Origin of the sequence: Klebsiella sp. 64, assembly GCF_018223915.1 — a bacterium.
GTDB classification, from domain to species: Bacteria; Pseudomonadota; Gammaproteobacteria; order Enterobacterales; family Enterobacteriaceae; genus Klebsiella; species Klebsiella pneumoniae.
Genome location: NZ_JAGRQZ010000008.1, coordinates 60,465 through 76,756 on the forward strand (window position 1 = coordinate 60,465; position 16,292 = coordinate 76,756).

Annotated in this window: 14 protein-coding genes and 2 pseudogenes; 3 read left to right on the forward strand and 13 right to left on the reverse strand. The window is 60.9% G+C overall.

Annotation, left to right across the window (positions count from 1 at the left end; genetic code table 11):
* Positions 1-32: 32 nt before the first annotated feature.
* Both KHQ23_RS08000 and KHQ23_RS08005 read left to right on the forward strand, forming a co-directional pair.
* A complete protein-coding gene (locus tag KHQ23_RS08000; RefSeq protein WP_004200205.1) occupies positions 33-1,265 on the forward strand; it encodes a multidrug efflux MFS transporter MdtM in 1,233 nt (410 codons plus the stop codon).
* A 47-nt stretch (positions 1,266-1,312) separates the two neighbouring features.
* Complete coding sequence (locus KHQ23_RS08005; protein ID WP_032434691.1) at positions 1,313-1,693, forward strand: VOC family protein; 381 nt, start codon at positions 1,313-1,315, stop codon at positions 1,691-1,693.
* A gap of 128 nt (positions 1,694-1,821) precedes the next feature.
* On the opposite strand, the pseudogene KHQ23_RS08010 reads toward KHQ23_RS08005, so the two are convergent.
* The 9 genes and pseudogenes from KHQ23_RS08010 to KHQ23_RS08050 all read right to left on the reverse strand — a co-directional run bounded on the left by KHQ23_RS08010 (position 1,822) and on the right by KHQ23_RS08050 (position 9,864).
* Positions 1,822-2,410, reverse strand: a pseudogene (locus KHQ23_RS08010) (DUF1062 domain-containing protein).
* A 298-nt stretch (positions 2,411-2,708) separates the two neighbouring features.
* Positions 2,709-3,431: an amino acid ABC transporter ATP-binding protein gene (locus tag KHQ23_RS08015; protein WP_004189541.1), complete on the reverse strand. Its 723-nt coding sequence runs from the start codon at positions 3,429-3,431 to the stop codon at positions 2,709-2,711.
* Positions 3,418-4,182 (reverse strand): amino acid ABC transporter permease, encoded by a 765-nt coding sequence (locus KHQ23_RS08020; RefSeq protein ID WP_004151161.1) that lies wholly within the window; start codon positions 4,180-4,182, stop codon positions 3,418-3,420. The genes KHQ23_RS08015 and KHQ23_RS08020 overlap by 14 nt, the downstream gene beginning before the upstream one ends.
* A gap of 63 nt (positions 4,183-4,245) precedes the next feature.
* Complete coding sequence (locus tag KHQ23_RS08025) at positions 4,246-5,013, reverse strand: basic amino acid ABC transporter substrate-binding protein (RefSeq protein WP_002908376.1); 768 nt, start codon at positions 5,011-5,013, stop codon at positions 4,246-4,248.
* Between the two features lie 92 nt (positions 5,014-5,105).
* A pseudogene (locus KHQ23_RS08030) lies at positions 5,106-6,039 on the reverse strand (MurR/RpiR family transcriptional regulator).
* The gene (locus KHQ23_RS08035) at positions 6,005-6,982 is read right to left on the reverse strand and encodes an ABC transporter substrate-binding protein (protein WP_009486104.1); all 978 of its coding nucleotides are present in this window, start codon (positions 6,980-6,982) and stop codon (positions 6,005-6,007) included. Before KHQ23_RS08035 ends, KHQ23_RS08030 begins: the two are co-directional and overlap by 35 nt.
* Positions 6,972-8,024 carry an iron ABC transporter permease gene (locus tag KHQ23_RS08040; protein ID WP_009486103.1) on the reverse strand — a complete coding sequence of 351 codons (1,053 nt, stop codon included), beginning with the start codon at positions 8,022-8,024 and terminating at the stop codon, positions 6,972-6,974. Before KHQ23_RS08040 ends, KHQ23_RS08035 begins: the two co-directional genes overlap by 11 nt.
* Complete coding sequence (locus KHQ23_RS08045; protein ID WP_032434693.1) at positions 8,021-9,046, reverse strand: iron ABC transporter permease; 1,026 nt, start codon at positions 9,044-9,046, stop codon at positions 8,021-8,023. Before KHQ23_RS08045 ends, KHQ23_RS08040 begins: the two co-directional genes overlap by 4 nt.
* The gene (locus tag KHQ23_RS08050; RefSeq protein WP_002908416.1) at positions 9,043-9,864 is read right to left on the reverse strand and encodes an ABC transporter ATP-binding protein; all 822 of its coding nucleotides are present in this window, start codon (positions 9,862-9,864) and stop codon (positions 9,043-9,045) included. The genes KHQ23_RS08045 and KHQ23_RS08050 overlap by 4 nt, the downstream gene beginning before the upstream one ends.
* A 505-nt stretch (positions 9,865-10,369) precedes the next feature.
* On the opposite strand from KHQ23_RS08050, the gene KHQ23_RS08055 reads away from it, so the two are divergent.
* On the forward strand, positions 10,370-12,442 hold the full coding sequence (locus KHQ23_RS08055) for a TonB-dependent siderophore receptor (RefSeq protein WP_073553358.1): 2,073 nt from the start codon (positions 10,370-10,372) through the stop codon (positions 12,440-12,442).
* A 108-nt stretch (positions 12,443-12,550) separates the two neighbouring features.
* Here KHQ23_RS08055 and KHQ23_RS08060 read toward each other — a convergent pair whose 3' ends face one another.
* Genes KHQ23_RS08060 through KHQ23_RS08075 form a run of 4 tightly spaced genes read right to left on the reverse strand, consistent with a single transcriptional unit; the run spans position 12,551 to position 16,290 of the window.
* A complete protein-coding gene (locus KHQ23_RS08060) occupies positions 12,551-13,324 on the reverse strand; it encodes an ABC transporter ATP-binding protein (protein ID WP_002908439.1) in 774 nt (257 codons plus the stop codon).
* Positions 13,318-14,313, reverse strand: a complete 996-nt coding sequence (locus tag KHQ23_RS08065; protein WP_073553360.1) for an ABC transporter permease — start codon at positions 14,311-14,313, stop codon at positions 13,318-13,320. The genes KHQ23_RS08060 and KHQ23_RS08065 overlap by 7 nt, the downstream gene beginning before the upstream one ends.
* Complete coding sequence (locus KHQ23_RS08070) at positions 14,294-15,331, reverse strand: ABC transporter substrate-binding protein (RefSeq protein ID WP_032434696.1); 1,038 nt, start codon at positions 15,329-15,331, stop codon at positions 14,294-14,296. Before KHQ23_RS08070 ends, KHQ23_RS08065 begins: the two co-directional genes overlap by 20 nt.
* Positions 15,328-16,290, reverse strand: a complete 963-nt coding sequence (locus KHQ23_RS08075; protein ID WP_004175710.1) for an ABC transporter substrate-binding protein — start codon at positions 16,288-16,290, stop codon at positions 15,328-15,330. Before KHQ23_RS08075 ends, KHQ23_RS08070 begins: the two co-directional genes overlap by 4 nt.
* Positions 16,291-16,292 lie beyond the last annotated feature (2 nt).

The following is a 16,292-nucleotide window of genomic DNA, read 5'->3' on the forward strand; positions in this document are numbered from 1 at the left end:
GGAAACCGTCACCGACCAGGGAGTCTTCGCGTATGAAATTAGCGTTGGGACCGTACATCCGTTTTAGCAGAATCTTGTTATTTCCGCTGGCGATGGTTATCTATGATTTTTCTGCTTATCTGACTACCGATCTCATTCAGCCGGGTATTATCCACATCATCCGGGAATTTGAGGCTGATGTTGCGTTAGCCCCGGCCTCCGTCAGCCTCTATTTAGCCGGGGGGCTGGCATTACAGTGGCTGCTGGGGCCGCTCTCCGACCGCATTGGTCGCCGCCCCGTACTACTGACCGGAGCCATCATCTTTGCTTTGGCCTGCTTCAGCATGATCTTTGTCACGTCGATTGATCAATATCTTATCGCCCGTTTTATCCAGGGAACCAGTATCTGCTTCATTTCGACAGTCGGTTATGTCTCCATCCAGGAGGCTTTTGATGAAAAAGAGTCTATCCGCATTATGGCGGCGCTGACATCCATCGTTTTGCTGGCGCCGGTAATCGGGCCCCTGGCGGGCGCTGGCCTGATGAATTTCCTGCACTGGAAGTTATTGTTTGCGATCATCGGCGCCATGAGCTTGCTGGCCTGGGCGTTACTGATTTTTAACATGCCAGAAACGGTCACCTCTCAGGGCCGGGGGTTTCGTCCGGGAGAGGTATTTTCCGAGTTTGTCCGCGCCTTTAAACAGCCGGTGGTGCTCACGGGCGCGCTGGTGTTGTCATTCAGTAACCTGCCGATAATCACCTGGGTAGCACTCTCTCCGGTGATCCTGATCGATGACGGCGGGATGTCGCGCGGCGCCTATGCCTGGACCCAGGTGCCTGTCTTTGGCGGCGTTATTATTGCCAGCATCATCGTGGCCCGTTTTATCAAGGATCCGACCTCTCCCCGCTTTATCTGGCGCACTATCCCGATACAGCTGACCGGGTTGTTGGTATTACTGGCGGGAAATATTGCATGGCCCCATACCTGGTGGTGGTCCGTTTCAGGAACAAGTCTCTATGCCCTCGGAACAGGCCTGTTGTTCCCCGTATTATTCCGTTTTGCGCTTTTTTCCCACTCCCTGCCGAAAGGGACGGTTTCAGCCACCATCAACATTGTGGCGCTCAGTTTTATGGCGGCCTCGGTGGAAGTAGCGCGCTGGGTTTACTTCCAGGCTGGCGGCAGAATTGCTTTTCACTGCCTGGCGCTGATAGCAGGAATCGTCGTCATCATGCTGGTCTCGCGCTTGTTAAAACTCCGTCAGCAACATCTCCTTCAGCCAGCCTGAAGGTTTAGGCCTTTTTGCCCGCAACAGGAGAACACTATGTTTCATACATGATGCTGGGAACGAACGATCTGCCACGCGCCATCAAGTTCTATGACCCGTTAATGGCGCTGCTGGGGCACGTCAAAGCCGGCCGTAACGAACAGGGGGCGTCCTGGGGCACCTTCAACGGCAATCACACCTGCGGGCTGTGCGTGGGCGTTCCTTTTGACCAACAGCCTGCCGGGGTGGGTAATGGAACGATGGTGGCGCTTAACGCCCGCTCCGTCGCACATATTGCGGAACTGCATGCCCTCGCCCTGCAACTCGGCGGACGTGACGAAGGCGGTCCCGGTCACCGGCCGCAGTATGGCGACGGTTTTCACAGCGCCTACGTCCGCGATCCCGACGGCAATAAGCTGGCGTTTGTTTACTATGCGTCTGCAGATTGAATGGCTGCAGCGGAGGTGGCTTTTGCAGGCGGAGATAAGGGAGTCAGGACGGCCAACTTCGCCGTCCTTATTCACCGAGGAATAAAAAAGCCAGCAGCTCAAGCGCTGCGGCTTATCTTCCCGGCAAGTTATCTACCGCAAAGTGATAACGTAATCCGGCGTCGCGCATACAGCGTTTCCGCCGCCAGCTGAAAATCATATTCCATCGCCTTCAGCTTTTTCGTCTTGAGCTGTTTTAGTGGAATACCCTCGATATGCCCTGTAGCGACCAACCACCGGATTTCAGCCGTACTCAGCTTGAGCTGTTTTTTTCAGTATTGATAGCAGGCTGATGCGAAATGGCTGACTGACTCTGACGCGCACCGTTATCCGCTGACATGCCATCAACGTAACCGACCATTGCTCGTGAATACGAAAATCAGGTTGCCCCGACGGCTCGGCGCGGTTGCGCTTCAGCGTCGCGAGGTCAGCGGCATAATAGTGAACCATGGCTGCATCGTTCTGCAGCAGGCGCTGAAGCAGTTCACGGTTTATCTTGCTGACGTGCAGCCTGGAAAACAGGGCGATATTCCAGGTGTAATCGCAGTGCGTGCATTTATAGATGCTCCAGATATCCAGCAGCTTCTTTTGCGAATTCACCCGGATGGCGCCGGAAGGCGCAAAGTCGCGTTTTACATTGCAGGCGGGGCAGCGTTTGGCAATGTGCTGATACCCCACGGGCGTGACCGTCCATGTAACTGTCATAACGTACCTTTTTTAACCCATACGAAACCGAGTCCGTGATTAACGGACCATGATTTTTGGCGTATGAAAAATAGTTAATCGCTATTTTTCAGTGGGTTAAAAAAAGATTTCCAACGTTATTTCCCTGGAGAAGTCCTAATCGACACCCTGAGATTAACAAAGGGGTTATCGCGGGATATATGAGCCCAGTCAATGTTTGTGCGGATGATTAAAAGCTTCGTCAATACACCCGGAATGCTCAGCGGGCTGGCATCGCGCCAGCCCGCCCGGTTTACAGCACCTTGCTGAGGAACGCGGCGGTGCGTGGGTTGGTCGGCGCGCTAAAGATCTGCCCCGGCTTGCCCTCTTCCTGAATGACGCCCTGGTCGATGAAGATCACCCGGTCGGCCACTTCGCGGGCAAAGCCCATTTCGTGGGTCACGATCACCATGGTCATCCCCTCGCTGGCGAGGTTTTTCATCACCTCCAGCACGTCGCCCACCAGCTCCGGATCCAGCGCCGAAGTAGGCTCATCGAACAGCATTATCGACGGCTTCATCGCCAGCGCGCGGGCGATGGCTACCCGCTGCTGCTGGCCGCCGGACAGGCTCGAGGGCCAGGCGTCGCGCTTATCGCTTAAGCCCACCTTCGCCAGCAAGGCTTCCGCCAGGTCGACCGCCTGCTGGCGCGGCATATTGCGCAGATTCATCGGCGCCATGATCAGGTTTTCCAGCACCGTCATGTGCGGGAACAGGTTAAAGCGCTGGAACACCATGCCGACGCTTTCGCGCATCTTGTTGAGGTCGGTGGTCCGGTCGTGGGCGGCAAAGCCGTTAACCACCACCTCGCCTTCGCTGACCGTCTCCAGGGCGTTCATACAGCGCAGGAAGGTGCTTTTCCCCGAGCCAGACGGGCCGATGATGCACACCACTTCCTGCGGTTTAATATCGCAGCTGATGCCGCGCAGCACGTGGCTGTCGCCGAAGCGCTTATGTAAGTTATTAATGTGAATCACTTTTGCCAAACCTCTTTTCCAGACGGTTAACCAGCTGCGCCAGCAGGAAGGTGATCACCCAGTAGACCAGAGAGATGGTCAGGTAGGGTTCCCAGTAGGTGGCGTAGGCGCCGGAGACGGTGCGCGCGGCATAGGCCAGATCGGCCAGGCCAATCGCCGAGGCCAGCGACGAGTCTTTGACAATGGCGATGGCGTTATTGCCCAGCGGCGGCAGAATACGGCGAAACGCCTGCGGCAGGATCACCTTGCGCATGGTTTTCCACCACGGCATGCCCAGCGCGCGGGAGGCCTCCATCTGCCCTTTGTCGATCGACTGGATGCCGGCGCGGAAAATCTCCGACACATAGGCCCCGGCGTTAAGGGTGATCGCCACGATGCAGGAGAGGAACGCCCCGTAGCTGGCGCGCAGCTCGCGGGCAAAGTCGGCGCTCATCAGGCCGCTGGTCACCAGCAGGCCGTCGCGCGGGTTGATAAACAGCGGCACCAGCGCAAAGTGCACCACCATAATCTGCACGAACAGCGGCGTGCCGCGGAAGGCGCTGACGTAAAAGCGCACCGGAAACTGCACCAGGTAGCGGAGAATATATTTCCACGGCCCGTGCTCGGCCTTCGCCATCCGCCCGAGACCGAGAGTTAACCCCCACAGCGTCCCGAGGATCACGCAGATAATGGTACATTTAATCGTCATCAGGGCGCCGTCCACAAACAGCGGGCCGTACTCCTCGATGATCTCCCAACGGAATCCCGTCATAGTCCTTCCCTAAAAAATACGGCTATCGCCTGGGCGATAGCCGTGGTCACTGAAAAAGGTGGATTATTGCGCTGGCAGCGTCGGCACGTTGTCGTCGAACCAGGTTTTATAGATTTTGGCGTAAGTCCCGTCAGCAACGATCTTTTGCAGCCCGGCGTTGATTTTGCCCAGCAGTTCACTGTTGCCTTTCGCCACCGCAATACCGAAATACTGACGCTCAAATTTAGCATCCGGCACCAGCTTGAACTGCTTCTCCGGGTGCTGTTTGATGTAGTACTTCACTACCCCGACGTCGCCTACCGCGGCGCTGACGCCGTCCTCAAACAGCTCCTGGAGCATCAGCGGGGTATTGTCGAAGCGCTTGATCGCGGTGCTGTTTTTACCCAGCACCTCAGAAACCACGATATCGCCGGTGCTGGAGTTCACCACCCCGACCTTCTCGTTTTTCAGGGCCGCCAGCGAATCCACCTGCGAGTCCTGAGCGACGACGATAGACTGTTCGGCCGGGAAGTACGGCGCGGAGAAATCGACCATCTGTTTGCGTTTATCGGTGATGGTGATCCCGGAGATGATGATGTCGCGGTCGCCGGTGTTCAGCGTGGCGAAGATGCCTTCCCATGGGGTATTGACCAGCTTAACATCAAAGCCTTCGGCTTTGGCGATGGCTTTGATGATGTCGATGTCGAAACCTTCCAGCTGTTTCTGGCTGTTTTCAAATTCAAACGGCCGGTAGGTGCCGCCGGAGCCGACGGTATAGGTTTCCGCAGCCGCCTGTCCGGCAGCCGTCAGCGCGGCTATCATGCAACACGCTTTGAGCAAATTCTTGACCATGAGATTTCCTTTTTATGCATTTATTTTGCATAAAAATACACACACTCACTTTTATATGCAACCGGAAACCTTCCCGCTGGTGAATTATCTTCTCAATGGCCCCGTTTACCGCCGGATTTACCGATAGCCCGATGCAGATCGTTGATTCGTTTCAGGGATTTCACCGTTTTTTGTGGCGTGGTAGAGGCCACCGACAGGACAATCATCTCGAGACAGACCAGCACCGTACCGTGCAGCGGCATCCGGCTACTGTCCCCGCCGCGCGGGACGTCGATCACCACCTGCGCCTCCTGGCTGAAGCGCGAGTCCACCGCCTGGGTCAGCAGGATGGTCGGAATACCCAGCCGCTTCGCCTCGCGCAGGGTGGTCAACCCTTCGCGATGGGGGGATTTTTGCCCCATCATGATCAGCACATCGCCGCGCTGCAGGCCGATAAGCTGTTCGGCAAGGCTAAAGCCCGTGCGGTTCATCACGTACGCCGGCAGGCCAATACGGCTGAACAACCGGGCGGTGTATTCGGCGAGGATCCCCGAGGCGCCGATACCGAAGATCCCCACCTGGCGCGCGTCGCTGAGCAATGCCACCGCCTGAGCCACCGCCGCGCGGTTGTCGGCCCGCGACAGGACCTCGCACACCCGCTGATGGCCTTCAAGCACAAAATCAATACTGGAGTTGACGTCGCTGGAGAGCGCGGTAACCGTCGAGCGCATCTTTTCCGCCGAGGTGACCGAGGTGCCGAACCAGCGCTCCATGGTCTGCTTAAGCTCGCGCAGCCCGGCGAAGCCCAGCGCCTGGATGGCACGCACCACCGTGGCGTCGGAGGTCTGGGTCGCGGTGGCGATCTCCATCGCCGTATGCTCCAGCACCACCTCGCGGTTGTCGTTGATATAGCTGACCACCGCCCGCAGCCGGGGGGAGAGCTGGTGCGCCCGGGCGCGATAGCGTTCGCCGAACAGATCGACTTTGCCCTTCTCTTTTTTTACCGCGCTTTTCATTTGGCCTCCGCCGGGATCGGCCTGCCGGCAATATGCGACTGCACCTGGGCCACCATCAGAGACAGCGCGGCGTAGGAGTTGGAGATCACCTCTTCCCGCGGCAGTAAAATATAGTGCCCGGTGCGGCAGGCGCGCATAAAGTCGCACCAGCCGGGCATCACGCCCTCCATCGCCTGCAGCTCATCCTGCGGCTTACCGCCGGTATCCGACCGCCAGGTGGCGAAGACAAAATCAGCGTCCAGCTCCGGCAGCTGTTCCGCGCTGACGTCAATGCGCTGACCATCGGGGATCCGCTCAATCAGCGGCGGAAAGCGGAACCCGGCGTCGCGCAGCACCCGGCCCAGCGCATGATACGAATGATGCACCGTGACCTTGCCGTTGTTCGCCTGGATCACTGAGACGCTGTACTGCGGTGGGTTGACCATCGCTTTCAGCTGTTTAATTTGTTCCTGATAGCGGCGCTCGAGGATCGCCAGCCGCGGCTGGGTGCCGGTCAGCTGCGCCAGCTTGCGGTAAATCTCCGGGGCGCTGCCCTGCAGATGGTCGATGCTCACCGTCGGGGCAATCTTCTCCAGTTGCTCCACTGACACGTGGCGACTGGGCTCGGTGATAATCAGATCCGGCCTGGCGGCGGCTACCGCTTCCAGATCGATATCGGCGGTGCCAATAAAGCGGATATCGCTGTTGTCGAAATCGACGCCGGTGAGCTGGGCGCTGGATCGCAGGTAGTGGCTGCCGTCCGGGCGCGTCCGGCCGTGGCTGGCGATCGGCGGCGCCCCGAGCTCAATCAGCGGAATGGTAATGTCGAGATCGTGCATCGAAACGATACGCTGCGGATGCAGCGGGACGGTGACGGTGCGGCCTAAATCATCGGTGAAAGTTTGAGTTTGTGGGTCGGCGGCGCTGACGGCCCCCGTCAGCAACAGCAGCAATGAGACGAACCAACGCATACTACCTTCCTGGTTAAAGGGCATCACGGCGACGCCAGAGCAAGATAACGAAGAACGGGCAGCCCACCAGGGCAATGACAATCCCCGCCGGGATCTGCAGCGGGGCAAACGCCAGCCGGCCAAGGGTATCGGTCGCCAGCACCAGCAAGGCGCCAATCAGCGCGCTGCCGCACAGCAGCGATACCTGGCCGCCGCGCAGCACAAAACGCGCCATATGCGGCGCCATCAGGCCCACAAAGCCCAGGCTGCCGACGCAGGAGACGCTGGCCGAGGTCAGCAGCACCGGTGCGAAAAAGCGCAGCATCGTCAGCTGCTGCAGACGTACGCCGAGGCCGACAGCGGTCCGGTCGCCCAGCAGTGCCACGTCCGCCGCCCGGGCGGTACAGAACAGGATGATGGCCCCGGGCAGCGCCCAGCAAAAAGCCACCGCCAGCAGCGGCCAGGTGGCGGTCTGCAGGCTGCCCGCCAGCCAGATCATCGCCGTCTGCACGTCGCGTACGTCGGCGGTGGTCATAAAGATGCCGACCGCGGCCGCCAGGCTCCAGGAGACGCCGATGCCAATTAAAATAAAGCGCGGCCGCGAACAGTCGCGGGCCAGCGTCAGGACCAGCAGGGCCACCGCTATGCCGCCGACCATCCCCGCCAGCGGCCGCCAGACCAGGCCTACCGCCGGGAAAAACAGCACCAGCGCCAGAACCACGATGCTTGCCCCCTCTTTGACGCCGATCAGCCCCGGGTCGGCCAGCCCGTTACGGGTGATGCTCTGCATCGCCGCGCCGGCCAGCCCCAGCATGGCCCCGCACAGCAGCGCCATCAGGATCCGCGGCAGGCGGATATCAAACAGAATAAAGCGCGGCTGCTCGCCCATCTCCTGCGGCGCCAGCAGGGCCCGCGCCAGCGTCGACGCGGGCAGCGGATAGCTGCCGCGGCTGAGGCTGTACAGCCCCAGCGCCAGCAGCGTCAGCACTATGCTGGCGGCAATTTTTAACGCCGCAGGACGCAGCAGCAGATGACGGGAGGCGAAAGCCAGCGGCCGAAAACCGGCCCGGTGAACGGCGCGCGTCATTTAAAAAACCTCGCGGCGATAAAGATAAACAACGGCGCGCCCACCAGGGCGGTCATCGCTCCGGTGGCCAGCTCCTGCGGCGCGACCAGCGTCCGGGCGGCGATGTCCGCCAGCACCAGCGCCAGCGCCCCCACCGGCGCCGCGAGCGGCAGCGCCAGGCGGATATCTTCCGTCACCAGACGGCGCACCACGTGCGGCACCACCAGCCCGACGAAGCCGATCGGCCCGGCCACCGCCACCGCCGCGCCGCAGAGCAGCGCAATCGCCAGCAGGCCCAGCAGCCGCGTCTGGACGAGATTAACGCCAAGGCCCAGCGCCACCTTATCCCCCAGCGCCAGCACGTTGAGGCGTGGGGCAATGAGCAACGCGACGCCAAGGCCGATCAGCGCCGGGACCAGCGCCGTCTGCAGCGTGCTCCAGTTCATTCCGGCCAGGTCGCCGGCCAGCCAGGTGCGCATCGCCAGCAGCGTCTGTTCATCGAGAATCAATATCGCCGCCGTCACCGCCGACGCAAACCCTGACAGCGCCACTCCGCACAACGTGATGCGCAGCGGCGTCGCCCCGCCGCGCCCGGCAGAGGCCAGCGCCATCACGCCACCAAACAGCAGCCCCGCGCCGCAGGCGGCGGTCAGCGGGCGCCCGGCGGGGAAAGCGCCGAAGGACAGGCCCAGCGCCGAGGTCGCCACCACCGCCAGCGAGGCGCCGGCGTTAAGCCCGAGAATATGCGGCTCGCCAAGCGGGTTACGGATCACCGTCTGCAGCAGCAGCCCGGCGACGCCGAGCGCTGCGCCGGTCAGCAGCGCCGCCGCCAGCCGCACCAGACGCAGATCGATGATAATCCGCTGCTCAAAGTTGCGCGGATCGTACTCCAGCAGCGCTCGCAGCACCGTCTGCGGGGCGATCCAGCGGGCGCCTAAGCCAAGATGCACCAGCGAGGCGGCGATAAGCAGCAGCGTTAGCAGAAGCAGCGTCAGCCGGGGGCGGGGGCGACGCCGCGCGGAAAGCAGGATGGCCACGCTCATTGTGCCGCTGCCTGGCGGGCGCGAAACGGCATAAAGAAGGGTTTGCCGGTTTGCGGGTTAATCGACATCTGCACGTCAACGTCAAACACGCGTTTAATCAGCTCAGGGCTACAGACGTCGTTGTCGCTAATCGTGCCGGCGATGCGCCCCTGTTTAAGGAATACCAGCAGATCGGCGTAGTTCACCGCAAAGTTAAGGTCATGGAGCACCGTCACCACCGTGCGGCCATGTTCGCGGGTGAGGGTCTGGAGCAGCTCAAGGATATCGACCTGATAGCGCAGATCGAGCCAGGTGGTCGGCTCATCGAGCAGAATGGTGGCCGTTTGCTGGGCCAGCGCCATGGCGATCCAGCAGCGCTGACGCTGGCCGCCGGAGAGGCTGTCCACCGGCAGATGGGCGAATTCGGCGGTACCGGTTAAGCGCAGCGCCTCCTCTACCGCCAGCTCATCGGCCTCGGACCACTGGCGCATCAGCCCCTGCCACGGGTAGCGCCCGCGCGAGACCAGCTCGAAAACGGTCAATCCTTCCGGGGTCAACGGCGATTGCGGGAGGATGCCCAGCTGGCGCGAGACGGCTTTCGTCGGCATCTGGTGAATGGCTTGCCCGTCCAGACGCACACAGCCGCCGAGCGGTTTCAGCATTCTGGCGATGGTCGAGAGCAGCGTGGATTTGCCGGATCCGTTCGCCCCGGCCAGCACCGTCATTTTGCCGGTGGGAATGGTCAGGTTGATATCGTCAACGATCAGGGTCTGGCCGTAGCCGGCCGACAGGGCATCCAGTACGATCCCCTGCTCTGCAGGTTTCACCCGCTGTGGCATAACTCGCTCCTGCGCCGCAGCGTTCCAGGCGATAGCTGGACATTCTGCAGTCAAATCAAAATAAATCTCATTCTCTTTTGATCATGACGGGGATGAATGTAGTAGTCAATACTCGCCATCGTCTTCAGACGGGGACGCTGACTACAGCGAGACTGTGCCAACGCAATATAATTAAAATAAAATAATATCAGATAGATAACTACAGAACATTCCCTACTGGAGGTGTTTAAAACGTCCTGTTCCTCGCCGCTGAATTTTTATCTTGCATAACGTTTACTACTACATCCCTTCATGATTGAATGATTCTCAATTACACATCTGAAGGCGCATTCAGACGCTAAACAGAGTGCTTTTATTATTCAGGGCAATGATTTTATTGGCTTAATCTGACCGCAAAGGCAGATTCGTTCACGAGAAACAGATAATGACTCAACCCCATGTCGCCTGCAGGACGTTGCCAGGGCGCGCGCTTTTTTCGCTTCTTTTTTTAGCCTCACCGGGATTAATGGCCGCCGACAATCGCGCGGCGAAAAGTACTAACGACGCGGAAGAGACCATCACCGTAGTGGCCGACGGCGCGCAGCAAAGCGCCACAAGCGGCTATCAGCCGCTCAGCTCCGCCACCGCGACGCTAACCTCGATGCCGCTGCTGGATATTCCCCAGGTGGTCAATACCGTCAGCGATCGGGTTCTCGAAGATCAGCACGCCACCTCACTCGATGAGGCGCTGTATAACGTCGCTAACGTGGTGCAGACCAACACCCTCGGCGGTACCCAGGACGCCTTTACCCGCCGCGGCTTCGGCGCCAACCGCGACGGCTCGATCATGACCAACGGCCTGCGCACCGTGCTGCCGCGCAGCTTTAACGCCGCCACCGAACGGGTGGAAGTCCTGAAGGGGCCCGCCTCGACGCTGTACGGTATCCTCGACCCCGGCGGGCTGATCAACGTCATCACTAAACGGCCGGAGCGGCAGTTCTCCGGTTCGGTTTCCGGGACCTCCACCAGCTTTGGCGGCGGCACCGGCAGCGTCGACATCACCGGCCCCATCGAAGGCACAAATCTGGCGTACCGACTGATCGGCGAATATCAGAATGAGGATTACTGGCGCAATTTCGGTAAAAACAAAAGCAGCTTTATCGCCCCTTCCCTGACCTGGTTTGGCGAGCGGGCAACGGTGACCGCGTCCTATTCGCACCGCGACTACAGCGTCCCCTTTGATCGCGGCACTATCTTCGATCTGAATACCGGCCATGCGGTTAACGTCGATCGCAAAACCCGCTTCGATGAAGCGTTTAATATTACCGATGGCTATTCCGATCTCGCTCAGCTCAACGCCGAGTATCGCCTTAACGACGCCTGGACCGCGCGCTTCGATTACAGCTACAGCCAGGATCACTATAACGATAACCAGGCGCGGGTGATGGCCTATGATTCGGCGACCGGCAACCTCACCCGCCGGGTCGATGGTACCCACGGTTCAACGCAGAAGATGCACTCCACCCGCGCCGACCTGCAGGGCAACGTGGTAGTGGGCGGCTTTTATAACGAGCTGCTGACCGGCGTCGCCTATGAGAATTACGATCTGCTGCGCACCGATATGCTGCGCTGTAAGAACGTCAAAGGCTTTAACATCTATCATCCGGTCTACGGCACTCTCGACACCTGTAATACCGTCTCCGCCTCCGACAGCGACCAGCGGATCCAGCAGGAGAGCTATGCCGCATACGTGCAGGACGCGCTGTACCTGACCGACAACTGGATCGCCGTCGCCGGCGTGCGCTACCAGTACTACACCCAGTACGCCGGTAAAGGCCGACCGTTTAATGTCAATACCGACAGCCGCGATGAGAAATGGACGCCGAAAGCCGGCCTGGTCTACAAGATCACGCCGAACGTCTCCCTGTTCGCCAACGTCGCCCAGTCGTTTATGCCGCAGTCGTCGATCGCCAGCTATATCGGCGAGCTGCCGCCGGAAGAGTCCACCTCTTACGAAGTGGGCGCCAAATTCGACCTGTTAAACGGCATTACCGCCAATATCGCGCTGTTTGATATTCACAAGCGTAACGTGCTGTACACCGAGAGCATTGGCGATGAGACGGTGGCCAAAACGGCGGGCAAAGTGCGTTCCCAGGGCGTGGAAGTGGATCTGGCCGGGTCCATCACCGATAACCTCAGCGTGATCGCCAGCTACGGCTACACCGACGCCAAAGTGCTGGAAGATCCGGATTACGCCGGGAAACCGCTGCCAAACGTACCGAAACATACCGGTTCGCTGTTCCTGACCTATGACATTCATAACGTCTATAACAGCAATACCCTGACCGTCGGCGGCGGCGGCCATGCGGTCAGCAAGCGTTCCGGCACCAACGGCGCGGATTATTATCTGCAGGGCTATGCGGTGGCGGATGTGTTTGCCGCCTATAAGATGAAGCTGCAGTATCCGGTGACGCTGCAGGTGAATGTGAAGAACCTGTTTGATAAGACCTATTACACTTCCTCGATCGGCACCAATAACCTCGGCAACCAGATTGGCGACCCGCGCGAAGTGCAGTTCACGGTGAAGATGGATTTTTAAGCCGGACCATGGCGTCGCGCCGGATATTCATTGCCGGGCGGCGCTGCGCTTGCGCCGGCCTACCTTTCCGTGACATTTGTCGCAGCGCCACCGGGGAATGCGTTCAGCTTACCAGTCCGCCTCCTGGCCGAGGATGCGCAATATATCCTGACGATGCTGCAGCAGCTGCGGGTTATCGCGATGACGGGGAAAAGCCAGCGGCAGCGCAAACTCGGCGATAATCCGCCCTGGACGCGGCGACATCACCAGCACCCGCTCGCACAGCAGCAGCGCCTCTTCGATATCGTGGGTCACCAGCAGGCTGGTATACCCCTGCTGCTGCCAGAGGGCGATCAGCTCCCGCTGCATACTGATGCGGGTCAGCGAATCGAGTTTGCCCAACGGCTCGTCGAGCAGCAGCAGACGCGGTTCGTTCAACAAGGCGCGCGCCAGCGCCGCACGCTGCGCCATCCCTCCGGACAGCTGCCGCGGCCACGCCTCGCTGAAGGCCTGCAGCCCGATGCGGTCAATCAACGCGTCTGCCTTCGCCTCCAGCCCCTTTTTCCCCTGCGCCTGCGGGCCCAGCAGCACGTTCTGCCGCACCGTCAGCCACGGATAGAGCGTCGGATCCTGAAACACCAGAATTCGCTCCGGCCCCGGGGCGCCGAGCGCCGCGCCGTCGATCTGCATCTGTCCGCTCTGCGGCGCTTCCAGCCCCGCCAGCAGCCGCAGCAGGGTTGATTTACCGCAGCCGGAAGGGCCCAGCAGCGCCACGCTTTCCCCCGGGCGCAGCTGCAGGCTAATATTCTCCAGCACCGGTACCGTCTGTTTGCCAAGCGTAAACGCATGATGAAGATGGCTGATGGATACCGCCGCGCCGCGCGCTATCGTCTCGGTTACCATTGCATCCCTCCTCGCTGCCAGCTCAGCAGACGGTCACGCAGCATAAATAATCCGCTTATCAGGCCGGAGCATAACAAGGCCATCACCAGCAGCGCGGCATACATATTAGGATAGGCCGCCCAGCCCTGGGCCCACTGGAGGTAAAAGCCGATCCCCGACTTCACCCCGACCATTTCGGCGACAATCAGCACCGAAAACGACGCGCCGAGCCCCATAAACAGGCCGACAAAGACGTTCGGCAACGCGGCGGGGATCGCCACCCGCAGGATCAGGAAACGCTGGCTGGCGCCGAGGGTCCGCGCCACGTCGTACCACGCCTTATCAATGCCCATCACTCCGGACCAGGTCAGCACCGTGACCGGGAACCAGGTGCTCAGCGCGATCAAAAACACGCTGGCGCCGAAGCTCGAGGGAAAAATAAACAGGCACAGCGGCAGCAGCGCGGTGGACGGCACCGGCCCCAGCAGACGTAACACCGGATGCACCCAGTAGCCAATCCGTTGCGACCAGCCGATGGCCAGACCGGTGATGAACCCGCTGCTGGTACCCAGCAGCACACCGAGCCCCAGCAGCCCCAGGGAGTGCAGCAGGCTGTCGAGCAGGCGCGGCCAGTCGTCGTGCAGCACCTCGATCAGCGCCTGCGGCGGCGCGAAGAATGGTACCGGCAACACGGCAGTTTTGGCGGTCAGCCCTTCCCAGACAGCAAACAGCACCGGCAGCAGCGCCAGCCACTTGCCGGCATGCAGCACACGCGCGCCGCGCGCCCGCCAGTAGCGATAGCTCAGCGCCAGCATCAGCAAGCCGCCGCCGAGGGTGAATTGCGCCAGCGCCCAGCCTTCGCTAAACGGCCAGCGCCGCCCGGCGTCGGGCCAGGTAAGAGTAAACAGACCGCCCAGCAGCCACAGCGCGGCGGCCAGCAGCCCTTCTCCCCACAGCGGCGCGCGGCCGGTGGGGCGCGCCAGAGCCTGCTCAGGCGAATACGTTGGCATAGATTCTCTCCGCGAACTGATGGGGATCGGTACCCGGCTTGATCACCTGTACCCGCTGCAGGTCGACCGCATACTGCGTCAGCTCTTTCACGAACGCTTCGCCCACCGCGTGATGGCCGTGGCCCTGCCCGTGCAGGATGCCGCTCACCTCCGCTTCACTGGTATTCAGGGCATGGGCGAGGAAGAATTGCGCCACGCTTTCCGGATGCGCAGCGGCATAGCTGTGCGCCTCAAGGATCGCCTGGGTGAGCGCCGCGGCGGCCGGTTTATGGTCCCGCGCCAGTCTCCCGCTCACCCCCAGCACGCAGCAGCTGAGGTTGGCATAATCCCCGGTCATATTGCTGGCGATCAGCTGATACTTGCCGGTCTCCAGTAGACGATAGCTGAACGGCTCGCTGCCGCTGATGGCGGCGATTTCGCGCTTGTCCAGCGCCACGCTGAGCAGATCCGCCGGGTAGACTTTCCACTGCACGTCGCTGATCGGGTCGATACCGTGGCGCTTAAGCAGAATGGCGAAGAAGTTTTTATCCGGTCCGGCCATGTCGGTGACGCCGATGGTTTGACCCTTCAGGCTCTCGAGGCCGCCGAACGGCGAGTCTTTAGCCGTCAGCAGGTTCAGACAGCCGCCGTGGGTCCCGGCGGTGAGCTTGACGTCAAAGCCCTGCTCCAGCGCCTTCAGCCAGCGCAGCGCCATCCCCACCCCGGCGTCGGCCTTACCGGTGGCGATCGCCTCCAGCAGCACATCGGTGGAGTTGCCGAAGTTAACAAACTCAACGTCGAGGTTGTATTTACTGAATATCTTCTGCTGCTCGGCGACGGCGACCGGCGCGAGGCATACCGCGCTTTTGTTGATCGCCAGCTTGATCTTGTAGGGCTGCGGCAGGCGCAGCGCCGGATGGGTATCGCCGCCGGCCATGTCCGCCATATCATGAGCCCACAGCGGCAGAGAGACCCCGGCCAGCGCCAGGCCGCCGCTGAGCTGTAAAAAACGGCGGCGGGAAAAAGGGGTTCTGGTCATGGTGTCACCTCGGCGGCGGGTACGCTAAAACGGCGGTCAAAGGTCGGCTTCACGTCCAGCCGGGTGCGGATCAGGCCGTTGGCGAGATAAAAGTCCGCCGTTGCCTGCTGTTGGGCCACTGTTTCCTCGGCCAGCGGCTGCCACTGCGACTGGCGGTTGGCAAACTGCGCGCGGGCGATCTCCGCCGGGAAGCGGATGATCTCCCCCAACGTTTTGCCGTAGCTGTCGAGATTGGCGTAGGCCCAGCGCTCGGCGCCGGCCAGGCGCTGGAGATAATCCTGCAGCGCGGCGCGTTTTTGCGGATCGTTAAGCGCGGAATCCGTTGCCGCGAGGAAGGTATTCCCCGGCAGCAGCCCTTTGCCGCTCACCAGGATCTGCCCCTCGTTGGTCTTCACCATTTGGGTGGTGTAGGGCTCCCAGGTCGCCCAGGCGTCCACCGAACCGTTTAGCAACGCCACTTTGGCGTCCACCGGGCCGAGGAACACCCACTGCACCTCCTTCGGTGAAATCCCCGCCTGCTCCAGCGCTTTCAGCGCCACGAAATGACCAATCGACCCTTTACCGGTGGCGATGCGTTTGCCTTTTAAATCAGCGCCGCTTTTTAACGTGCTGCCGGGTGATACCAGCACCGCGGTCCCCGCCGGGTTGCTTTTATCCACGGCAATAGCTTTGACCGGCGCACCGTTGGCCAGGGCGAAGAGCAACGGCGCATCGCCGATGATCCCCGCGTCCACGGCGCCCGCGTTGAGGGCTTCCGCCAGCGGCGCGGCGGCCGGGAACTCGGCCCACTTAATGTCGTAAGGGAGATTTTGCAGGGCGTTGGCCGCCTCCAGCTGCGAACGCATGCCGCCTTTTTGATCGGCGATACGCAGGGTAAGCCGCTCCTGCGCTGTCGCGTAGCCGCCCAGCGCCAGCAGCATCAGCGCGGCCGCCACCCGGCCTGAAAATGATAGACGCATCG